Consider the following 21925-nt stretch of genomic DNA (forward strand, 5'->3'; position numbering starts at 1 on the left):
AAAGATCAGGAAAAAAATCCCTTGTCTTCTTTGGGTTCGGTGCTTGCCTGGTAATTGATATTATTTTCAGCGATCTGGGTCAGCAGGTTGTCTGCTTCCTTTTCTTCCTCCAGGGTCTGGACCAGGAGGTCGGCCGCATCATTATATCCTAAAGTTTTAGCCAGTGTGACCATGCCGCCGTATGTGGCGATCTCATAATGTTCTGCCTTTTGTCCGGCGAAGATCAAACCTACATCCCGTTGCGCGGTGCCTTCTTCGGTTTCATCTATAATATCTTCGCCTTCGTCAACAATACCGGCCATCGCCGCGCATTTGGTGGTGTCCACGTCTTCGCCAATCAGACCAAAGACCTGTTCCAACCGGGTAACATGGTTTTGAGTTTGTGTGAGGTGATTGCCGAAGGCATCCTTCAGTTCGGCGGATGTAGCGGCTTCCTGCAATTTCGGCAAGGTTTTAACCAGTTTTTTTTCTGCCCAAAGCAAGTCTTCTAATTGATCGACAAAAAACTCCCTGAGTTTTGAATCGGTAGTCTGTGCGGTTTGTGTTTCCATGATATTTGTTTTTGATAAATGATTTAGTAATTTCTTTAAATTGGATCGATGCCTGGATCATGGCCAGGCGAGCCGCTATGTATTAAGGCTGTCCCGAGCCGCCGGATGAACCATAGATCTGTCCGGTTGCGTAACTGGCATCTGAGGCAGCCAATTGTACATAGATAGAGGCCAGTTCTGCGGGTTGTCCGGGTCTGCCCAATGGTGTTTGTCCGCCGAACTGCTTCAGCTTTTCCTGGCTGGCACCGCCACTAACCTGTAACGGTGTCCAGATCGGTCCGGGTGCGACACCATTTACACGGATGCCTTTCGGCCCTAATTGTTTTGCCAGCGACTTGACATAATTCATTGTCGCAGCCTTTGTTTGCGCGTAATCATACAGATCGGGTGAAGGATCGTAAGCCTGTTCAGAAGTGGTACCGATGATAACCGAGCCTGGCTGTAAATGCGGCAAAGCCGCTTTAATGATCCAAAAAGGAGCATAAATATTGGTTTTCATCGTCCAGTCAAACTGTTCTGTAGAAATGTCCAAAATAGACTGGTTGCTTTGCTGCCTCCCTGCATTATTTACTACAATATCCAAACCGCCCAAACCCTTAACCGCCTCGTCTACGAGTTTTTTGCAAAAAGCTTCATCACGCAGATCGCCAGGAATTGTGATGGCTTTTCGGCCTTCAGCTTTGATCAATGCGATCACCTCTTTGACATCTTCTTCCTCTGTCGGGAAATAATTGATCGCCACATCAGCACCTTCACGGGCGTAGGCTATGGCGGTAGCTCGTCCCATCCCCGAATCGCCACCGGTGATCAACGCCTTGCGACCAGCTAACCGTCCCGAACCTTTATAGCTTTTTTCGCCGTGATCCGGTTTGGGGTTCATTTTACTGGCTAAGCCTGGCCAGGGCTGTGACTGGCCTTCAAAAGGCGGCTTGGGGTATTTGGTGATCGGATCTTCTAATGCTTTTGCTTCCATTATACTGTTTGTTTTACCGCCTGCTGCGAAGACAGGTGTTACTGCCGCGACAGCTAAAGTGGCACCTAACCCGGCGACCGCTTGCCGCCGGGTGATTTTATGTTCTTCGTTCATGGTAGTGTAGGATGTATTTTGTTATGATTTCTTTTTTGGAACCTTAGCGCCTTCCTTGCGGGCTTCCGACAATCCGATTGCCACAGCTTGTTTTCTGGACGTTACTTTTTTACCGCTTTTGCCACTTTTTAGTGTTCCTTCTTTTTCCTCATGTAAGGCTTTGTGGACCTTGTCCTGTGCCTTTTCTGAATACTTTGCCATTTTTTTGATTTAATTGTTATTCATAGTATAAACGATTCCGTTGATTATATAACCTTATCCGTTGACTACTTCACCACCGTTTACGTGGATGACCTGGCCCGTTATAAAAGAAGCATCATCCGAAGCCAGAAAAACATAGGCAGGTCCAAGCTCCGAAGGCTGTCCAGCCCGTTTCATGGCTGTTTCACTTCCAAAACTTTTGATCTTTTCCTCATCGAAGGTGGATACGATCAGGGGTGTCCATACCGGCCCGGGAGCAACAGCATTTACACGGATCTTTTTTTCAACAAGATTTGTTGCGAGTGAGCGCGTAAAGGTTGTAATAGCTCCTTTAGTCGAAGAGTAATCAATCAGCGAAGGAGAGGAACGGTAAGCGGTTACCGAGGTGGTATTGATAATACTATCACCTTCATGCATATGCACCACTGCTGCCTCAGCGAAGTAGAAATAAGCAAATATATTGGTGCGGAAAGTGGTGTCCAACTGCTCGGGGTCAATCGCCTTGACATCTTTTTGTGGAAATTGCATTCCTGCATTATTGACGAGGATATTCAGCTTTCCATATTTCTTAACGGTCCTTTCGACCGCGTTTTTGCAAAAGGCAGCATCCTTCACATCTCCTTTGATAAGCAGGCAATTTCTGCCCGCGGCTTCCACCAAATTTTTGGTTGTTTCGGCGTCATTATCTTCATCGAGGTAAACGATGGCTATATCCGCACCTTCTTCGGCAAAATGGACGCTGACAGCCCGGCCGATGCCGCTGTCACCACCTGTGATCAGGGCTATCTTGCCCTGGAGTTTGCCGGCGGCCTTGTAACTATCCTTAATATATTCCGGTTTCGGATCCATCTCCGCTTCAATACCCGGCTGGCGATCCTGTTTTTGTGGCTTTTTTGTTTTCGTTTCCATATCGGTCAAATGTTTTTTCCTTCAAATTACTTTTTCAATTTTAGCCCGGAATGGCAGATCAACTATTTGCATAAACTCTCTTTATTGGCAATGCTGCCTGATTTATGAAAAATTACTGCTTGCATCATACAGATTCATTCTTTGATAAATGAGTAAAATTGGCGGCGGCAGAAAGCGGGCGGGAGCGGCAAAATAATCTGAATAAATCACCTCCAATATTATTCCAGTAGTGGATATATGAGTAAAAATATTTTACATTTTAGCTATCTATACTTAAAATTATTTCTTTTTAATTTAATAATTGTACTAAAATCAACTATATGTGTCATTAATTTAGATCAGAGGTGTTCAATGAGGTATAGAGGCTGACGAGCAGAACTTTGAGATTTCAATTTCAGCTTTAAAGAATATCAAGAAGGCTAATTGTTTAAAACCCAATGCGGTAACTGGTGTTATCACATTGGGGAAATTGAAATAACCTTAAATTCAAAAGCTATGTCAGGAGTCAACAAAGTTATCCTGGTCGGCCATTTAGGAAAAGACCCGGAATTAAGATATTTACAAGACAATATCGCCGTTTTAAGTTTTCCGCTTGCCACGTCCGAGATTATTATGAAAAACGGTGTTAAGACAGAACATATAGAATGGCACACCATCGTGATGTGCCGGTCACTGGCGGAAGCGGGCCACAGACCACTCCATAAAGGAAAACTGATATATGTAGAAGGTAAATGCCGTACACGTTCTTTTGAAGATAAAGAAGGTATTAGGCGTTACACTACGGAAATTATTTCAGAAACCTTTACATTATTGGGGCGAAGTAGTGATTTTGAAATCGATGAATTGCTGGAAAATGTGACTTATTCACAGAAGTAGAAGCATTCACGTACAGGCACGTTTCGAAAATGAAATGGCGTTAACAGAAGTTAACGCCATTTCTATCGGTATATACGAAAGCAGATTTCCATAATTTTGCCCGCAAATCCATATAAAATGGATGGTGCATTTACACGACAGGGGTGGATCTCCTGATAATACCTAACAAAAGTGCGATAATGGCAATAACAAGCAAGGCATGAATTAAACCGGTTGCCGAATAAGCAAATACGCCGATCGCCCATCCTATGATCAGGATGACAGCGATGATATACAATAATGATTTCATAGTTTTTCTGATTGATGTATTTAAATAGTATAAAAAATCATGCCATTGTGATTTTAGGAGTACCGTGAAAAATCTTTAAAAAGTCCGTTTGGATAGTCCAGTTAAACTGTGGATTAATAGGTAATTTTCATTCATAATTCCATCGCCCCGCCAAAAGAGACGGGCAATTTATTCAGGGGCGTTTTGAATGAAGGGATTGATTTAGGAGCTACAATCAGGAAAGTGCAGGAAGTATTCAGTTAATTTTTTTTTTACGTCAAATGATAAATAGGTTAATGCATGAATGCCGGCAATGACGATCCTGACACAGGACATGGATACCATAACCTGTTGGCTGTGCCTTCGGGATACTTCATTGCTATACAAATATTAGCCTTTACCGTATGCTGCGAGTTTTAATCGGCCAAATTTGCCTAAATCTCTCCTGCCCAATCGTCGTCATTACTGCCTTGATTAATAATTACAGAGACAATCCATAATAAAATCCCGGTCAGTAATAGCTCTTTATGCTCGGGAAAGGTATTAGCCGAGTGGCTCATTATCCGCAGTACGTCAAAGATCAACAAGCAGATCATCATGGAGACGATCAGTGTTCTAAATAAAAATAACTTATCCATCATTCCATTTCCTCCAGGGTCTTTAAGCGAAAAATCTCTCTCGCGATCATTTTACAATTGTAAGCCAATTCATGTAGTGTGCAACAGATGGTTTTGACCTTTACCGGCAGTTCATCGACGGTTTCCATCAGGTCAATATGTAAAAGGCAAGAATCTTTTAGATTTTGGTTACCTTTTAACTGCCCGAATAATTCATAGGCGGTACCGCGGTCGTCACCGAAGAAGTACTGTCCATAGTCGACAAAGCCGCGCGGCGTCTTCAGGCTTAATAAAATATAGAATTGTGTTTTCATAGCGGTTTATAAATGAAGGAGCCATTGCAAGAGGAGCACTTGCTTTTTTAACGCTGGCACATATCAGATGCTGTCCTGTTAAAAGTAGCCATCCGGCCGCGTATTTGGGCGTCAGCAAAGCGGTTAAATCGAATAACTTTAAATTTAAAGTCCCACTATAATTAAACTGACTTCTTAGTATATCCTGAAAAAGGCCGCCATGACGGCAGCCTTTCCGGATATATGATGGAGTCGATTATTTTATTTCGATCTGCCTGCGCAGGCTTTTTGCTTCCTCGCGCTTGGCAATATCGATGCGGAGGATACCATCGGTATAGCTCGCGTTGATCTGGCTGTCATCCGCACTTTCTGGCAGCGTAAAGGAACGCACGAACGAGTTGTAGCTATATTCGCGTTTGCTGTAATTTTTCTGGTTGTCTTCCTGACTGACGGTTTGTTCAACTGCAATGTTCAGTACGTTACGTTCCAGGTTTAGTTTGAAATCTTCTTTCTTCAGACCCGGTGCAGCCAGTTCCACGTGATAGTTGTTTTCCGTCTCGCTGATGTTGACAGCAGGTACGCGGGTTACCATACGGTTATTAAAAAAGGTGTCATTAAAAATAGAATCGAAAACATCACTAAAACCTGGTAATAGTGAACTGTTTCTTTTTTCAGGATTAAATTTAACCAATGTCATAATTTTTCTTTTAATTGTTTTTAAAAGGATCAAACCATTTATTCATTAAACTTAAAGAACGGTTGTTCAGCAGTAATACTACAAGTGAAATGCCAAAGCCAGAAATGGAATTAAAACTGAAAAATTTACAGCGTCGCTGCCAGATTTTCATCGGCCTGACCTCTTTCAAAGGCTTAAAACCTTTCTGCGTTTTAAAGGTTATGATAAGATAAATCAAACAACAGGAGCCACTGAACAGATAATGCCGTTTTCTGGCCACACCGCATATTTTACGACATACTTTCGCTACCTTGTTGCTGGAAAACGACGTGGATATTAAATACATTCAATCTTTGCTTGGCCACAGTTCGATCATAACGACCCAGATATACACCCAGGTCAACCTTGAGAAACAAAAAAAGATTTTAGCCGAAAAACACCCTCGCATGAATTTCTCCATGGCCTTACCGTGAGGTCTAATAAATGATAACTGAACATTATCCTATTGACCCTGTTGTCATTAGGTAATAAAAAAAGTTTCAACGTTAAAAAAGCACATTTTTGGCGATGTTAAATATTTAAAACAGGCCACTTATAGAGCCATTCCCGCAGCAATTTTGCTATTGATATTATCAAAATAATTCACGTAGGTTACCAGGTCTGGTTCTATCCAGCTTAGTAAATCGTAAATCGTTTGGATTATTCTTTGAACATGAGCAAAATCAATCATATTATTTAGAAAGCATATGGGTTCGTTGTGGTAAACACGGTTTCTAAACAGTCTAATCTCATTCAGTTTGGTTGCCATAACGCTACGGTTAACAGCGGCTGGCTTTAGCGGAAAACTATTTAATGGAGCACCACCTACTAATCTGAAATGGTGATTTTCAAACAGGCTGGTCCAAAAACCAAATGTCTGTTCGGCAATTACCTTACCCGAGGTTACTACTGCCCCCTTCGCTATTATTGTATTTTCTGCCTTTTGAACAGAATTTCGCATTTGATACCGGGATGGGGCTAATGAAGGATTACTCATAAACCGGCTTTTCTGATTAACTATCCAGTCAGTATCTGTGAAATAAGCTGAGACTTTCTCGTTGACTGCATTTCTTAGAAAAATTTCAAAAAGGTTTAAGAGCGGGTACGCTTCTTGGGATACCCTAAGATTTATTATATATAGTTTTTGCGCCTTTGATTTTGAGTTACCACAAGCATTTAAAAACCGGTCTAATCTCGGTTTAGATACAAAGTGTTCAAGTTTATGATATTTCAATTCGCTATTGTCTTTGACTATAAAATTATGTAATTTTGTTTCGTAATGCTTGATAAAGCCTCTTTTTAGCGATAAAAACGTAATCAAGTTTAAGAATTAAGGCCCCGGCAATCCCGGGGCTTTATTGTTTTCCATCGCAGCTTTCTTCATTCATTAAGCCACTAATTCATTTAGTTTTTGCAGATTAGGCATTTTGATCATGAGCTTCTTCTTTAAGTCACTCATGTCAGTACTGATTTTTTGGGCTACTATTTTGGCATAGATCTGTGTTGTCTTAATTGATTTATGTCCTAACATAGCGCTTACTGTTTCAATAGGAACACCATTAGCCAGCGTAACTGTTGTGGCAAAAGTATGCCTGGCGGTATGGGTGGTCAGATTTTTATTGATACCACAGATATCAGCGACTTCTTTTAGATAGGCATTGTATTTTTGATTGCTGCTGATGGGCAGTAACACATTGTTTTGTAGACAGTAGGGATGGTCTTTATATTTTTCGATGATCTCTTTGGCTATTGGCAATAACGGAACACTTTCCCTGCATATTGCTTTGGTAACTTTCTGCCTGTTCTTTACAATCCATTCCTCCCCGTCAAAAAAATCAACTATATGCTCACGGGTTAATTTACTGGCATCTTTATAGGCAAAGCCGGTAAAGCACATAAACAGGTAAGCGTTTTTTACGTCTTCCAGTCGCTCTACGGCCATCTTCTTTTCATAAAGAGTGAACAGCTCCTTTTCGTCAAGGATATCCTTTTCAGGCTCTATATAAGAGCATTGGTAGGAACTTAAAGTATTCCTATTTAGCCATTCCCTTTCAACAGCTGTTTTTAGCACAGAACGGACTTTCTTCAAGTAACACATGGTGGTATTATTGCCAATGTGCTCTTTAAGTGTAAGGTAATCTACAAAATCCTCCGCAAAGGACATTTTGACTTTACTGAGTGGTATGTCTTTAGCTTTATACTCGAATTGAAGGAATGAAACCACTTTATCTTTAGCGGTGTTCCATTTGGTAAGTGTGGCGGGGGAGCGTTTGTCCCCTGCTACCTTTAATTTAACTCTATCAATCACAAAATCGATAACTTCCATCAGCGTTTTTTCTCTTTCGCGTTTTCCCTGGTAAGCCTGCTTAACCATATTCGCGGAAACATACTCTTCATTGATACATAACTGATCATACAACTGCCTGACCTTTAACGTTGCGGCATCGATGGCGTTATTAATCAGTCTTGCTTCAATAGATGCCCCCCGCACATAGCCTGTTTCCTGATTCCAGTTTTTTTGATTTACTTTTTGCCCCAAAGACATTTCCGCGCGCTTGCCGTCAACGGTAAGCCGAATAAAAATAGGAGCCTTGCCATCGGTGGTTAATCTGGATTTCTCCAGCATAACTAATAATGATACCCTTTCATTGATTTTCATACTCAATTATTTTTAATGAATGATTTTAATCATCCTTCCCTCAAATTGCTGATTAATAGCACATTGCAAAGGACTGAGGGTAACAAATTTCGGCACATTCGGTGTTACCCGAAATGGTACCCTACAAGGCTGTAAATAATTGATTTTATTTGATACGCTTTTTTGTGAGAAACCGCTTAAAAAGGGTTTAAACGCAGAAAAGCCTTACTTTTCAGTAAGGCTTTTAAGTTTTCAGCGGAATGGACGGGACTCGAACCCGCGACCCCATGCGTGACAGGCATGTATTCTAACCAGCTGAACTACCACTCCTCCGTTTGGGTGTGCAAATATACAAACCATTTTATTCTACGCAAATTGTTTTTTAAAAAAGTTCATTAATGGGGTGATTAATGGCTTTTTTGATTTGTTTGCCTTTCTTGATTAGTTCCAATGTGCTGATAATCAGTTTGAAATTAAGAGAATATAAGGCGCGGCTCATGGAAGTTTTAAAACACTTACTTCACTTCAAAGCCAAAATATTGACTTGCGGCATCGCCTTCTGCTGTAATTCCCTGTACAACACCTATATATTTCCCTGTTTGGTCAGATGTATAGAACGACAGCTCACCTTTGCCCTGGGCCGGGGTGCCGATTTCAGGCGCCCAATAAAGCAAATTTCTGAAATCCGGGATCCTGCTTTTAGCCGCTTGCTCCGTGTCATATACCGGCGAATAAAACTCGCGTTGCAGTTGCAGGCCTTCGTAATCAAGCACCACAGCCCGTGGATCTATCTCAACACCACCAAGATCGCCTTTATAGGTTGTGAAGCTTAAGATCCCTTCATAAACCGATGGCCCCCAATAGTACCGGTAGGGAACATCTTCGAGCTTACGAACTTTTAAGGGATCGATAGCCATCACCTTATCGATATTAAACACCGGCACATCATCAAGCATGACCAAGGGATCGCTATCTAAAAAACCATTGCCATTAAGTACCTTAATATGATAGCGCTTTTGTGACCTGTTTACCCATACTTCCCTTACATACTCCCGCAACACTTCTTCCATGGTGGTAAAGCGGGTATAATTATCCAAAAGATATGTTTTATAGGGTGTTGTAAAAAAGCCTGAACTATCAACCTGCGGCTCATAAAATTGCTTGATCTTATTAGCCCAATAAATGTTTTGAACCTGTGTGCCAAGGCTCCCCTCTTCAATGGCACGTTGCATGCCCCTGGTAAGGCTAAGTTTTGATGCCGGGTATTTTGAGTACTGTTCAGAAAATGGGCTTAAAATATCAATGTGATAAATTGAATCCCGTTCCGAATTGGTTTGAACTACTATCTCGCCCGGGCCATAAAGTTGCCTTGTATTAAAAATTAACCTCCCTGCCGAATCGCTTTTTGCCGCATACAACTGTACCCGTTTTCCCGGAACACTTAAATAAGCCACAATATCTTTGGCAACGCTACCTGTCTGTGTATTGGTGAGTTTGCCGGTAATCAGGTGGCCGTCATACTCCGGCAAAAAATTAAATGCTGCCGGCTTGTTAGCAAGCACATTATTCCATTGAAACCTTCGCCAGCCTTGTGATAGCATGAGATTATCAAGGGCAGCATCCACCTCTTCACCTGTATTTTTGAAATAATAATCCGGCGATTCAATATTTCCCCGCAAATCCGATCTTAACCACAGGTAACTGAATATTTCGCCGCCATCTGTACTTTGCAACGAATCAAGCTTATAAACGGACATTGACAAGTTGGCGGGTTTTACCTGGCCTGACAGATCTTTAGCTGCAATGCTCACATTTACTTTTTTACGTTGCGCATATAAAGGCTGATCGGCTGCGGCATCAATGCTGATTTTTTGCTTTGGTCGCTTAAAATATAACCTTTCACATACCGGTTGCTTTGCGCTATTGAAAATTGTTATGTTAGATACACCTTCGCCCAGTTTAGCTTTATCAAGCATGAAGGTTGCCGTTCCGTTATTAAATGGTGCCGAAATACCTGCTTTAATCAACTGCCTCGTTTGTGCAAAAAGATATAGCTCGCCGGTTTCAACACCTATGCCTTTTACTATAACCTCTATCTGCGTGCTGCCTGCATCTTTCACCGTCATTACATAGCCCTCGTTATTAACGGCCGGCAGCTCCTTAGTAACGGCAGTATTATTACCTGACCTTATAATAGCTTTATAATCATTTCCGGCTATCGGGGTAAATAAAAAGCTGCCAATGCCAAACTTCAAGGGACTAAACCTCGCTACTGTATCATTTTTCTGGTCGACGATAAAGCCCCTGTATTCGCTTAGTCCTTTACCATCCAACGCGGTAACTTTAAAAGCAACTTTACTGCTGATGCCCGCAACCAGGTTTCCCCCTTCCGGGAAAAACTGAACATCGTAATCCAATGGTTGTGCTTTAACTGTGGCTTCGGGAGATTTTAAAGGATTAATAATGGTTATACTTTTTTCGAAATAATAATCAGGGCTGAAATTTTTCATCCAGTTGGTATATGCCCTTAACTTATAAGTACCATTACTTGCCGATATCGGTACATAAACCGAACCATTCCCAAAGCCATTTTTTATTTCTATTTTAGTCTGTACAACAGCATTTTGCTTATCGTCCAACACATCAATATATGCAACTTTACTAAGGCCCAATGGCTTGTGATAAGCAGCATCAATATTATATATCTTAAACCATAAAATTTCGCCGGTGATATAAGCGCTTTTATCGGTATGTACAAAAATCTTTTCCTGTACAGTAGCCTGGCTGTATTTATTAAAGCTCTCGGAGATTTGGTTTATAGTTTGTGCCACCCCGTTCAATGATAATAGTAACATGCCTGAAAGCAGTGGAACAATAGCAAGTTTTTTAATTTCTTTCATAACCAAACCTTATTGATTTATTTTCATGGCATCATTCATGATTTTATTATCTCTCTATCCAAAAAGTAGGGGTTTGTACCCGTCCCCTGATCCTGCAATCGGTACATTCAATTGATGAATAGGTATAGCCAATTGTACTATTTTGCTGCGAAACATCAGTTATAGGAATCCCGCTACCGTTAATGATCATGCTTAGCACATCGTTTTGATGCGTTTTCGGATTAAAAAACAATGCAGTATCCGGCGGGCCGCAATCATAAGGGTATTTCGGTACCCAACCGCGAGGAAGATCTGAATTATCTATAAATACCCTTTTTGATTGAATATTAGTTACACTGATATAGCCAATAACGGGCTCGGCCGGGTCTTTAAGGTTATGAATATTTCCGGTTAACTGCGATGGCTGGGCATCAAATATACTCCCTAATTGCTCTGTGTTTTTCTTCATATTTTCCCAAAACTGGTAGGCCTCTTTTGTTAAGGCATACTGTTTTAGTAAAATGGAATAACGCATTTCAACTTTTTCGGATGTTGAAGCTATAGTTGTTAACGGTTGCTGAAATATTACATCCTGCGTTAGCTTAGCCGATGAACCTATTACGATAGTAGTCGACTTATCTCCGGCGAAACAATAATAACTACTCTCGCTGAATGGCCTTGCAACAACTTCTTTTTTTACCGGGTCAACCATATATGACGACTGATACTTTGAATGAAACTTCCATGTTTCTTCAAAGTTCCAGCGATAATAACGGGAACTATTTGTAGCATCGTGTGTGTTTACGTAAACCTGCGCATCACCATTTTTAATGTAAAATCCAATGCTATCAATAGGCTGTGTTTTTTTTACCTCGACATAATCTGATGCATATTCTTTACTATCGTTGGTAATAATATGCACCCGGTACTTTTTTGATGCATCCAGGTTAAGCCCCGGCGTAACATAAGCCCCGTTTCCCTGCGGTGTAAGCGAATATGCTGTTCCCCCCTCGGCCTCAACAGATACCGTGCAGTTATCAACTCCGCTCGTGTTTACATTGCCTGAGATATTAACCGTTCTGCTTAATTTTATAATGGTTGAGTCGTTACCGTTATTGATCACTCCCTCAACAACCAGGTAGTGATTGGGCGAATCCACAATTTTAGGATTATATGGCTTTTTGCAGGTACTGTAAATGCCTGCCAGCAACAATAAAATCAATATATATCGTTTTCCTTTCATCTCTTTCGATTAAAACCTGATATTATAATTAATAAACGGAATAGGTTTAGCAAATATGGATAGCTTGTAGCCGTTAATGGCCCCGCCCTGCTCTGTAAAGAATGTCGAATATGCGTTTTGCCTTCCGGTTAAGTTGTATACCCCTATTGTAAATGAGTTATGTGTTAACTGATGTACCTTATGGTTTCCTTCAATGTTCATTGAAAAATCCGATCTGAAGTAATCCGGGATGCGGTACTGGTTCCTGTCCGAATAAAACACCCGTTCAGAGCCACCATATTCATACTTGGCAATAGGTAGCGTAATGGGCCGGCCTGTACTGTAAGTGAGGTTTAAAGAAACACTAAACCGGTGGGAAAACCTGTAGTTGCCAATAAAATTAAAATCATGCGGTTTATCAAAATTTGCAGGATAATAAGCACCTCCATTAATCAAATCACCGGCATTAGGATCATTTTGCCTTAAAAAAGTGCGCGAATAAGTATAGCTGATCCATCCGTTGGCTTTACCTGTTGCTTTTTTTACCAAAAACTCAATGCCATATGCTTTACCTTGTGTACCTATCACATCGGTTTCAATATGATGGTTTAATACCAGGTTGGCCCCGCTCTTGTAATCAAGGTAATCCCTTAATCGCTTATAATAAACCTCAACCGATGTTTCGATGGTATTTGATTTCAAATTATGGTAAAGGCCTAACGATACCTGGTCGCCATATTGGGGTTTGATATTAGGATCGCTCAGTTGCCAAACATCGGTAGGGGATATGGCTGTTGTGTTTGATAACAGGTGGATATACTGCCTTAATGTATTATAACCTCCTTTTATGGATAGGTTATCGCCTAATTGATATCTTGCCGAAAGCCTGATCTCGGGCCCCGAATAAGTTTTAATAAATTTTCCGCTCGAATAATTGGTACTATCCAACAGGTTGGCGCTTGTTTTAGGTAGGTTAGGCGCATAGTTATAAACCGTTTGCGGCCCCAGGAAATTGTAGATAGAATACCTAACACCGCCGCTTATCGACAGGTTATCGGTTACATCAAACTTATCGCCAAGGTACAGGGCGCTTTCAAGCGCCTGCTGCGTGGCTACAACATCGGGGGCTACCAATGATTGATTGCCAAGCGGCTGAAAACTGCCCGGATGGAGTTTATAATAAATGGAGCTTAAACCAAAGTCGACAGTGTTTTTACGATTAAGATAATAAGTAAAATCTGTTTTGAAATTGCTTTGGTTGATGTCAAAATTGAGCTTGTAAGCATTCACCGGGTTATCGGCACTTGAAACATCATACTGGTACCTGTCTATACCGGCGGTGATAACGCTGAATAGTTTATTGTTAAAATTATGCTTCCATTTAAGGTTGATGTTCCTGTTGCTGTAACTGTAGGCAGTATCACTATTGAGCCTGAATTTATCCTTGCTTATATAACTGGTTAAATACAGGTTATTTTTATCATCTATCTGGTGGCTTATGTCAAGATTGAGATCATAAAACGAGGCCGAACTATGCTTATAGGCATCGGGCAGGAGTTTAAGGAGCCAGTCGGAGTAAGTAGTACGGCCGCCGAATGAAAACGAGGTTTTATTCTTGATGATAGGCCCTTCAACATTAAGTCTGCTGGTGATTAAACCAATACCTGCCGAACCGGTAAATTTCTTCTTATTTCCCTCGCGATTAGTTACATCCAATACCGACGATAAACGCCCGCCAAATCTTTCCGGGATACTGCTTTTGTAAAGTTCGATATCCTTAACTATATCGGGATTAAATGATGAAAAGAAGCCGAAGAAATGTGATGGGTTATAAATAGTGGCATCATTCATCAGGATGAGGTTCTGATCGGCCGAGCCACCGCGAACGTTAAAGCCCGTTGTAGCTTCACCTACCGACTGAACGCCGGGCAGGGTAAGCACCACCCTTAATATATCGGCCTCGCCAAATACGGTAGGTACCTGTTTGATACTCTTAATATCAAGCCTGTTTACACCCAACTGCACATTGCGTACGTTTGCCACTTTTTCGGCAGAGATCTTTACTTCTTTAAGGCTGGTTACCTGCTCCTGCATCTCAATAATGATCTTACCGTCCGAGTAAAGGATGATCTGTCTGCGGGTATCGCGCATGCCGATACCCCTTACACTTAAAACCTGCCTGCCTTTTGGTAATTTGATGGTGAAATAACCAAACTGATCGGTAGCTACCCCTGTTTTTGTATTGGTGACATAAATGCTGGCCCCGGTTATTGATTCGCCGGATTTAGCTTCCTTCACGTAACCGGAAAGTGTTGCCGTGCCCGCCTCAATGGTATTGGTTTTAAGGCCTATTTCATACAGCTTATTTTCGGTAGTTGCTTCAGGGATCTTCTTATCTTTATCAGGATCGGCATTGGCAGGCGAAACACTCATATTGGCTGCGGTTGCATTGGCAGCTGTGATACCAAAATAACCAATTGCCAGCCCGGTTTGTATTTCGCGCCCTTTGGTTAAAAATACCTGCTGCTGTTTGGTGATGGCAAAACTAAAACCGGTGTTTTTGAAGGCCTGGCCCAATATAGCTTCAATAGGTTTATCCGTTACTTGCAGGGTTACCTTCAAACTGTCAAACTGCATTGGGTCGTAAAAAAAATGAAAGCCTGATTTGGCTTCCAGTTCTGTTACAAACTGTTCAATAGTAGCTTGCTGAAAGTTTACGCTGATTGATTTTCCCCGCCCCTGCTGGGCGTGGCACAGTTTAATTAAAATCAAAAAGCAAAAACTTAGAAAGTAAATTTTTTTCATCCGGTTATTTTATTTTCCTGCCGTATACATTCAATGCAATATCACCTTCGCCATGCATTAACAACATAGCGCGATACATTAATTAGTTAATTGATCGTAATAAGTAGCCACATTAACTATAGCCTGTTCAAAGTTTTCGCGGAAGTCAATGTTATTTGCCTTTATATATTGCCGCAGCTCCTTTTTCTTATCCTTAAAAATATCTAACAGCCCGCTTTTCCCACTGAAACTAAAATAGTTTCCCCCTTTTTTAACATAGTAGCCTTTTGTTTCACTAAAATAAGATTCCACTGTATTACTGCCGGTGCTGGTTTGGATGCTCTTGGCCCTTTTTACTATAATCCCGATTTTTCGCCCCGGATATAATTGATCATAAAAACCGGTAGCAAGTGCAGCTTTGCCTGTCGAATCAGTATTGATGCGGATAAAATGATGGTTAAGCAGCCAAAATTCATGTACCCGCTCACTTAGTAATGAAAATTTGGTAAAGTGGTTATACAGCAGTACTACTACTAAATCCTTATTAAGATCATATAACATTGGGACATCGCTGTAAACAGCAGCGCCGTACCTAACCGAACCTGGGGTAAATACCTTGTTGTCAAAAACATAGGCGTTGCCTTTTATTAGCGGATCATAAAATTCATATTCCGGTCCGTTATACAAGTGCGATTGCTGACCTATGGCAGTATTGTATTTAGCAACTGCGAAGCTTAAACCGGTGCTATCGATGCCCGTTTGCGCAGAAACATTATCGTTTGCTATTATGCCCCAGGTGATAACTAAGGCCAGGAGTAATTTTTTTACCATTTAGGTTTTTCTAAAAATGGAAATTACGTGACTTCGAGTTAATTACCAAATGCGATCCCTTTTATACATCGATACATGTGTATTAATCATGTTACATTAAAATAATGCTGCGTTTGTTTTATATTTATTACGCATGAGTTAAAACAAGCATGGCACAAAAGCCAATAATTACCTATTAAGCAATTGAATTCAACTCCTGGATAATTACCCAAAAAGATATACAGGAGCAAATGATCTTTGTAATTTTATAAAATATAAGCTCTTTTATGCTGAAAACCGCAATACCAGTTTTAGCTTCATTAAATGAAGAAGAAACCGTTAAGTTTTATACCGAAAAGCTGGGCTTTACTTTTAATGCAAGCTGGGACGGCTACCTCATTATGCACCGCGATAACCTGTTTATTCATTTGTGGCCTTGCAGCAATCCGGAAATTGCTCAAAACACTGGCTGTTATATTTTTGTAATGGAGGTTGATAAGCTATATGCTGAATATAAGCCGCTGGGCATAGTGCATCCCAATGCTGATTTGCAAATACGGCCCTGGAAAACAAAAGAGTTTAGTATTTTAGACAATAACGGTAACATCATCCATTTTGGTGAGGATATGTCAGGAGAAGGATGATTACGTATCGGGTAATTAGTTAATCAACAGCTTATACCCGCGCCCATGTACGTTGATGATCTCTACGTTAGCGTCGTCTTTCAGATATTTGCGGATCTTACTCAAAAATACATCCATACTGCGGCCGTTAAAATAATTATCATCATGCCAGATATTCAACAGCGCTTCCTCGCGGGTAAGTACCTCGTTTTTATGCACACACAGTAAACGCAGCAGTTCAGCCTCCTTGGTTGATAGTTTTTGCTGATTATCTGCAGTCATAATCATCTGCGTAGTGTAATCAAAGGTATATTTCCCAATTTTGAAGGAGGTTTGTTTTTCCTCTTCTTTTTTGCCCGGGTTATCCGTACGTTTTAATAAGGCATTAATACGCAACAGTAACTCTTCAATACGGAAGGGTTTTGTTATATAATCATCGCCACCTAAATTAAATGCCTGGGTTTTGTCCTCTATCATACCCTTGGCAGTGGCAAAAATAATAGGTACCTGGGTATTGATCTTACGAATGTCCTTGCCAAGTGTAAAACCATCTTTTTTAGGCATCATCACATCCAGTATCAGCAGGTCGTAAGTTTGTTTGGTAAAAGCGCGCAAGCCTTCTTCACCATCCTTACATAAAACAACATCAAACTTACCTTTCAATTGAAGGTAATCCTGCAGTAACAAACCTAAATTGGCATCGTCCTCAACCAGTAGTATTTTCTTCATATTTATTAGTCGGGAAGTCGGAAAAGTCCGTAAGTCCGTAAGATTATTTTAGTTATTGTATTTCGCTGCTTCCCACTTTCGGACTTCCCGGGCTCCCGGACTTTCCGACTTAAGAATTACGCTACCGCAAATTTCAGCTCAAACTCCGAGCCTTTTTCCTTTTCTGATTTTACGCTTATGGTACCATTAAGGCGTTTAACTATCGTATTAACATAGCTTAAGCCCAGGCCAAAACCTTTAACGTTATGCAGGTTCCCTGTAGGAATCCTATAAAACTGCTCAAATATTTTTGACTGCTGATCGCGGCTCATACCTATACCTTTATCAGCTACTTTAATAACAACCTGTCCATTTTTAATAAATGTGCTGATAGTTATATCGGGTGCTTCGTTGCTGTACTTAATAGCATTATCAATCAGGTTATACAACACGTTTGAAAAATGCAGCTCATCGGCAATGATATAGGCGTTTTCGGCATCGAGGTGCAGTGTGGTTTTGGCATCGCATTTTTGCAGTTTTAGCGCCATACTATCAAGCACTATACTCACCATTTCGTTCACATCAACCGGCTTCTTCTCCAGCTTAAAATCATTGCGTTCAATACGGGCAATGTTCAACACCCTTTCGATATGGCTGCCCAGGCGCGCATTTTCTTCAAATATGATGTTGGCTAAACGGGCTACCCGGCTTTTGTCTTCTGCAATTTCATTATCCCTTAAAGCTTCGCTGGCTATCATAATAGTTGACACCGGGGTTTTAAACTCGTGGGTCATGTTGTTAATGAAATCGATCTTCATTTCTGAGATCTTTTTTTGCCTTAATATCGAAAATATGGTATACCCAAAGCAAAGGATCAACACCATGGTAAGGCCGCCGGTTGTGGCCATGGTAGCTGTCATATTCCTCAAAATCAGTGAGTTTTTTTGCGGAAACGAAAGCCTGATCTTGCCCGGATCATTGATCACTTCTTTAGTAAAAATGGGGGTTTGGTAAGTATTTGCTGCGGTAAACACAGGCAGCTTTTCGCCCTGGCTATCGCTGGCGTTTGAAAATATCAGTGAATCACTGTTGGCTGTTGTAACCTCATAGCTGAAGGGTAAAAAAATACCCTTATTATGAAGCTCAAAACGGAGTAATGAATCTATCCAGAAAGGGTTGATTCGCTTATTCAACGGCTCGCCCGATTTACGATATTCTTCGGCCAGGTTTTCAATAACTGTAGGCTTGGTCCCCACACTGTTCACTTTTTCAAGCGAATCAGTCTCAAGCATTTTTTTGATCTGTTGAACCTGACGCTCCTTTTGCCTACGGTTTTGCTCCTGCACCCAAAGCGGATTGATCCGTGGTACTGAAATCATTTGCTTGCCGAACTGAGGGTCGACATAAACATATCTCAGTGTATCATATTTATGAAGCTTTTTGGGCCGGCTTAACCTGCGGGTGATGCGGGTATGTACAATCTCGGGCGTAAGCTGTTCGTGTACCACACCAAACTCATCAGTATATTCTTCAACACGTACCTTAAAATCAACAGTACCCTCGGTTTGTAACAAGCCGTTAAGCTCATCATCCATTTTTTTACGCTCAATCATGCGCTGCAGGCTGTCGCGCAGTAATGCAATCCGTTTTTCGCGGGCAGTAGAATGCCTTTTTTCTTTGGGTAACCCAGTTACCTTTATTGTGCTGATGCCCGGCTCTTCATTATCAGTACTGATGGCTGCTTGCTGGGTTTTGGTTTTCAAAAAATTGTTTGCGTCCTGGCGTGTAACTTTATCTACCACATTATTCATGGCTTCCCTCACCTGGCGATCGAATGAATCGGATTGCATCTGGTATGATTGCCTCAGAAAATAAAATTGCATAGCCATTACGCCCAACAGCGCAAAGCTCATTAAGCCAATAATTAAACCTATGCTCCTTTTCTTCATTTATTAAACAAACAAAATTATCCTAAATCCGCACACAAAAATTGTATTTAACAAAATTTAACAAATGTAACTAACATTAAAGTGTTGTTTTCTACGACTTTAGTATGGCCAGGTTATCGGCAGCAGGAAGTGCCAGCCTGTACCGGCGGACATTTTACTGTTCCATAACTGCAATACACGCAACAATTCCCTGCAAGCGGCTTTAGCATGGTTTGGCAGCCTTCACATACATAAAAGTACTGGCAGGCATTAGTAGGCATAGTTTCTTCCTTTTGATATCCGCAAAAAGGACAGGTGAGCAATGATTGCGTTTGAATTTGAGTTGTTGCCATATTATTTTGCTCGTTCTTTGATAGCTGCTATATGATAACCTATTTGATTGGTGTTATTACAGATCTACATCAATATAGTAATATGAAATCTTGTAAACAACAAAAGGCCCTGATAAAGGGCCTTTTGAAATATTTTATTACTTATGCTTTTCTGTTCTTAGAATGGCAGATCGTCATCATCGGCTGATGAGCTGATATCAGCTGATGGTGCTGCATATTGCGGAGCAGCTGATGCATTGTTAGCAGCTGCAAGAGGAGTAATTCTCCATAACTGCAATGAGTTAAAATAGGTTTTTTTACCCATTTTATCCGTCCATGGGCGACCTTTAAGGTTAAAAGAAACCTCTACATCGTCCCCAATCTTTACATTATCAAGCAAATTGCAACGATCCTGTATAGCCTCAAACTTTAAATATTCAGGGTATTGAGGGTTCTCAATATATTCAAGTATAAGTTCGCGTTTTTTAAGTGAATCGGTTACTTGCTGGGTAGCCGATACTTCATGTACCTTACCTTTAACTTCCATAATTAATCTTCAAATAATTTAAAAATGTAAAGTTAATAGTAAGAAATTAAAATAGGGGCTTTTTAATTCTTAATTTTGCCGAATTAATATGCAAGTTTTCCACACCGAAAGTAAAATCATAATTACATGTAACAAAAGGCTTTCAACTTACCTGCAACGGGAAGTTGAAGCTTTAGGCTTTGAGCCGGTGCGTGTTTTCCCCACAGGGGTCGAACTAAAAGGTACCGTTACAGATACCATTCCGCTTAATTTGAATTTGCGCTGCGCAAGCCAGATCCTGTATTCGTTAAAAACCTTCACCGCCCGCGACCCGAAAGAGCTTTACGATGAGCTGGTAACCATTGAATGGGAAAAGCTGATCGATTTTACCGGCTATTTTTCGGTATCATCAAACGTAAATAACGAGCACATCCTTACCCCTTTGTTTGCCAATGTAAAGGTAAAGGACGCCATTGTTGACAGGATCAAATCTATCAAAGGCATCAGGCCCGACTCTGGCCCCGAGGTTAATAAAGCGCTGGTGCACCTTTACTGGCAGGATGACCGTGCCGAAATTTTCCTGGACACATCCGGCGAAACCCTGGCAAAACATAGTTACCGTAAAATACCGGGCAAAGCACCTATGCTTGAGGCATTAGCGGCATCAACCATTATGGCTACCAAATGGGATATGAAAAGTACTTTCATTAACCCCATGTGCGGTTCGGGCACCCTGGCTATTGAAGCCGCCTTGCTGGCTACCGATAAACATCCTGGCTTGTTCAGGATGAACTACGGCTTTATGCACGTACTTGGTTATGATGAAACCGTATTTTTTGCAGAGCGCCGTGCATTAAAAGATAAAGCCAAAAAAGAAACCGGCTTTAAAATCATCGCTACAGATATTTCTGAAGATGCTGTTGACATTGCCCGCAAAAATGCAAAAACTGCCGGCGTAGAACATTTAATCGATTTTGCCGTTTGTGACTTTGAAGATACCGAGGTGCCTGAAGCAACAGGTGTAGTGATGTTTAACCCTGAATACGGCGAGCGTTTGGGTGTGCACACCAAATTGGAGATCACCTATAAACGTATGGGCGATTTCCTGAAAAAGAAATGCCTCGGGTATAATGGTTACGTTTTTACGGGCAATCCCGATTTAGCCAAGAAAATAGGCTTAAAGGCTGCCCGCAAAATTGAATTTTATAATGGTAAGCTTGATTGCCGCCTGTTTGAGTATGAACTGTACCAGGGCAGCAAACGCGAACCGAAAGAAGAAAATTAAATGAAAAAGATCCTGTTATTTATAACACTTATTTTATCATCGGTATTAGTTAAGGCACAAACACAATTAGCATTTCCATTTCAGGGCGGTAGTCCTATTATGAACCGCTTTTTTAAAGACAGCCTCGTTGTATCGCCCGAGATCATTAAAAAGAAAGCTACAGGCACAGCTGTGTTTAAATTTACTGCAGATGATAAAGGCACCATTAAAAAGATCATAGTTTACTATGCCGATGATGCTATACTGGTAGTGCCTATCATTGAGGCGCTAAAAAAATCAAACCATAAATGGATCATTCCTGATCATGAAAAACTGCATGATTTTATTTTGCCATTTTCTATCAACTTTAATGCGCCGGCAAATACCAGTAATGCAACCATGAAGGCCGCATTTGATTACTACAGCAAACGCAGGCCTATCATATCTTACAACCAGGTACCGCTTGAAACGGCTACTTTATTGCCTTCGGTTACGGTTAGTTACGATTTAAGCGAATAGTTTATTAATAAAACATATTTGGAAGCGACAGATCTTAGGGCCTGTCGCTTTTTTTGAAAAAATCTTTTTTGAAAAAAATATAGTTTTAGTTAAAACCAAAGCGTAACTTTTTTCGTAATCATGCTTATAGGGCCATTGGTGGCATTTACTTTTAATTAAAACCTAAAAAAATCTC

At 40.9% G+C, this 21925-nt stretch carries 22 protein-coding genes and 1 tRNA gene; 5 read left to right on the top strand and 18 right to left on the bottom strand.

Annotation, left to right across the window (positions count from 1 at the left end; translation table 11 throughout):
• Nucleotides 1–5 precede the first annotated feature (5 nt).
• The 4 genes from AC59JO_RS13855 to AC59JO_RS13870 all read right to left on the bottom strand — a co-directional run bounded on the left by AC59JO_RS13855 (nt 6) and on the right by AC59JO_RS13870 (nt 2748).
• The gene (locus tag AC59JO_RS13855) at nt 6–551 is read right to left on the bottom strand and encodes a YciE/YciF ferroxidase family protein (RefSeq protein ID WP_243483826.1); all 546 of its coding nucleotides are present in this window, start codon (nt 549–551) and stop codon (nt 6–8) included.
• Between the two features lie 82 nt (nt 552–633).
• Nucleotides 634–1638: an SDR family oxidoreductase gene (locus AC59JO_RS13860; RefSeq protein WP_497305981.1), complete on the bottom strand. Its 1005-nt coding sequence runs from the start codon at nt 1636–1638 to the stop codon at nt 634–636.
• A 21-nt stretch (nt 1639–1659) separates the two neighbouring features.
• Nucleotides 1660–1839: a DUF6496 domain-containing protein gene (locus AC59JO_RS13865; RefSeq protein ID WP_090463211.1), complete on the bottom strand. Its 180-nt coding sequence runs from the start codon at nt 1837–1839 to the stop codon at nt 1660–1662.
• Between the two features lie 54 nt (nt 1840–1893).
• On the bottom strand, nt 1894–2748 hold the full coding sequence (locus AC59JO_RS13870) for an SDR family oxidoreductase (RefSeq protein WP_497305983.1): 855 nt from the start codon (nt 2746–2748) through the stop codon (nt 1894–1896).
• Between the two features lie 495 nt (nt 2749–3243).
• Here AC59JO_RS13870 and AC59JO_RS13875 point away from each other — a divergent pair, with 495 nt between their 5' ends.
• The gene (locus AC59JO_RS13875; protein WP_497305985.1) at nt 3244–3624 is read left to right on the top strand and encodes a single-stranded DNA-binding protein; all 381 of its coding nucleotides are present in this window, start codon (nt 3244–3246) and stop codon (nt 3622–3624) included.
• Between the two features lie 130 nt (nt 3625–3754).
• On the opposite strand, the gene AC59JO_RS13880 is transcribed toward AC59JO_RS13875, so the two are convergent.
• From AC59JO_RS13880 to AC59JO_RS13890, 3 genes are all read right to left on the bottom strand, one after another.
• Nucleotides 3755–3913 carry a lmo0937 family membrane protein gene (locus tag AC59JO_RS13880; protein WP_497305987.1) on the bottom strand — a complete coding sequence of 53 codons (159 nt, stop codon included), beginning with the start codon at nt 3911–3913 and terminating at the stop codon, nt 3755–3757.
• A 616-nt stretch (nt 3914–4529) separates the two neighbouring features.
• On the bottom strand, nt 4530–4823 hold the full coding sequence (locus tag AC59JO_RS13885; RefSeq protein WP_497305989.1) for a hypothetical protein: 294 nt from the start codon (nt 4821–4823) through the stop codon (nt 4530–4532).
• Nucleotides 4824–5058: 235 nt separating this feature from the next.
• On the bottom strand, nt 5059–5499 hold the full coding sequence (locus AC59JO_RS13890; RefSeq protein ID WP_497305991.1) for an Hsp20/alpha crystallin family protein: 441 nt from the start codon (nt 5497–5499) through the stop codon (nt 5059–5061).
• Nucleotides 5500–5765: 266 nt separating this feature from the next.
• On the opposite strand from AC59JO_RS13890, the gene AC59JO_RS13895 reads away from it, so the two are divergent.
• The gene (locus AC59JO_RS13895) at nt 5766–5951 is read left to right on the top strand and encodes a tyrosine-type recombinase/integrase (RefSeq protein ID WP_497306726.1); all 186 of its coding nucleotides are present in this window, start codon (nt 5766–5768) and stop codon (nt 5949–5951) included.
• A 119-nt stretch (nt 5952–6070) separates the two neighbouring features.
• On the opposite strand, the gene AC59JO_RS13900 is transcribed toward AC59JO_RS13895, so the two are convergent.
• The 7 genes from AC59JO_RS13900 to AC59JO_RS13930 all read right to left on the bottom strand — a co-directional run bounded on the left by AC59JO_RS13900 (nt 6071) and on the right by AC59JO_RS13930 (nt 15871).
• Nucleotides 6071–6838, bottom strand: coding sequence for a hypothetical protein (locus tag AC59JO_RS13900; RefSeq protein WP_497305993.1), 768 nt, complete (start codon nt 6836–6838; stop codon nt 6071–6073).
• Nucleotides 6839–6904: 66 nt separating this feature from the next.
• A complete protein-coding gene (locus AC59JO_RS13905; protein WP_497305995.1) occupies nt 6905–8176 on the bottom strand; it encodes a site-specific integrase in 1272 nt (423 codons plus the stop codon).
• Between the two features lie 235 nt (nt 8177–8411).
• Nucleotides 8412–8485, bottom strand: a tRNA-Asp gene (locus tag AC59JO_RS13910).
• 185 nt (nt 8486–8670) lie between these two features.
• Nucleotides 8671–11055 (bottom strand): hypothetical protein, encoded by a 2385-nt coding sequence (locus tag AC59JO_RS13915; RefSeq protein ID WP_497305997.1) that lies wholly within the window; start codon nt 11053–11055, stop codon nt 8671–8673.
• A 46-nt stretch (nt 11056–11101) separates the two neighbouring features.
• Nucleotides 11102–12277 carry a DUF4249 domain-containing protein gene (locus AC59JO_RS13920; protein ID WP_497305999.1) on the bottom strand — a complete coding sequence of 392 codons (1176 nt, stop codon included), beginning with the start codon at nt 12275–12277 and terminating at the stop codon, nt 11102–11104.
• Nucleotides 12278–12286: 9 nt separating this feature from the next.
• Nucleotides 12287–15061, bottom strand: coding sequence for a TonB-dependent receptor domain-containing protein (locus tag AC59JO_RS13925; protein WP_497306001.1), 2775 nt, complete (start codon nt 15059–15061; stop codon nt 12287–12289).
• Between the two features lie 78 nt (nt 15062–15139).
• Complete coding sequence (locus AC59JO_RS13930) at nt 15140–15871, bottom strand: hypothetical protein (RefSeq protein WP_413670076.1); 732 nt, start codon at nt 15869–15871, stop codon at nt 15140–15142.
• Between the two features lie 266 nt (nt 15872–16137).
• On the opposite strand from AC59JO_RS13930, the gene AC59JO_RS13935 reads away from it, so the two are divergent.
• Nucleotides 16138–16494 carry a bleomycin resistance protein gene (locus AC59JO_RS13935; protein WP_413670075.1) on the top strand — a complete coding sequence of 119 codons (357 nt, stop codon included), beginning with the start codon at nt 16138–16140 and terminating at the stop codon, nt 16492–16494.
• 15 nt (nt 16495–16509) lie between these two features.
• On the opposite strand, the gene AC59JO_RS13940 is transcribed toward AC59JO_RS13935, so the two are convergent.
• The 4 genes from AC59JO_RS13940 to AC59JO_RS13955 all read right to left on the bottom strand — a co-directional run bounded on the left by AC59JO_RS13940 (nt 16510) and on the right by AC59JO_RS13955 (nt 19988).
• Nucleotides 16510–17202 carry a response regulator transcription factor gene (locus tag AC59JO_RS13940; RefSeq protein ID WP_413670074.1) on the bottom strand — a complete coding sequence of 231 codons (693 nt, stop codon included), beginning with the start codon at nt 17200–17202 and terminating at the stop codon, nt 16510–16512.
• Nucleotides 17203–17318: 116 nt separating this feature from the next.
• Nucleotides 17319–19130 carry a sensor histidine kinase gene (locus AC59JO_RS13945; protein WP_413670073.1) on the bottom strand — a complete coding sequence of 604 codons (1812 nt, stop codon included), beginning with the start codon at nt 19128–19130 and terminating at the stop codon, nt 17319–17321.
• A gap of 113 nt (nt 19131–19243) precedes the next feature.
• On the bottom strand, nt 19244–19462 hold the full coding sequence (locus AC59JO_RS13950; protein ID WP_497306004.1) for a GDCCVxC domain-containing (seleno)protein: 219 nt from the start codon (nt 19460–19462) through the stop codon (nt 19244–19246).
• Between the two features lie 157 nt (nt 19463–19619).
• Nucleotides 19620–19988 carry a DUF3127 domain-containing protein gene (locus AC59JO_RS13955; protein WP_413670071.1) on the bottom strand — a complete coding sequence of 123 codons (369 nt, stop codon included), beginning with the start codon at nt 19986–19988 and terminating at the stop codon, nt 19620–19622.
• Nucleotides 19989–20076: 88 nt separating this feature from the next.
• On the opposite strand from AC59JO_RS13955, the gene AC59JO_RS13960 reads away from it, so the two are divergent.
• Both AC59JO_RS13960 and AC59JO_RS13965 read left to right on the top strand, forming a co-directional pair.
• Nucleotides 20077–21252, top strand: coding sequence for a THUMP domain-containing class I SAM-dependent RNA methyltransferase (locus AC59JO_RS13960; RefSeq protein ID WP_091208922.1), 1176 nt, complete (start codon nt 20077–20079; stop codon nt 21250–21252).
• The gene (locus AC59JO_RS13965; RefSeq protein ID WP_091208919.1) at nt 21253–21750 is read left to right on the top strand and encodes a hypothetical protein; all 498 of its coding nucleotides are present in this window, start codon (nt 21253–21255) and stop codon (nt 21748–21750) included.
• The last annotated feature ends 175 nt before the right edge of the window (nt 21751–21925 follow it).

This window comes from Mucilaginibacter sp. A5337 (genome assembly GCF_059690695.1).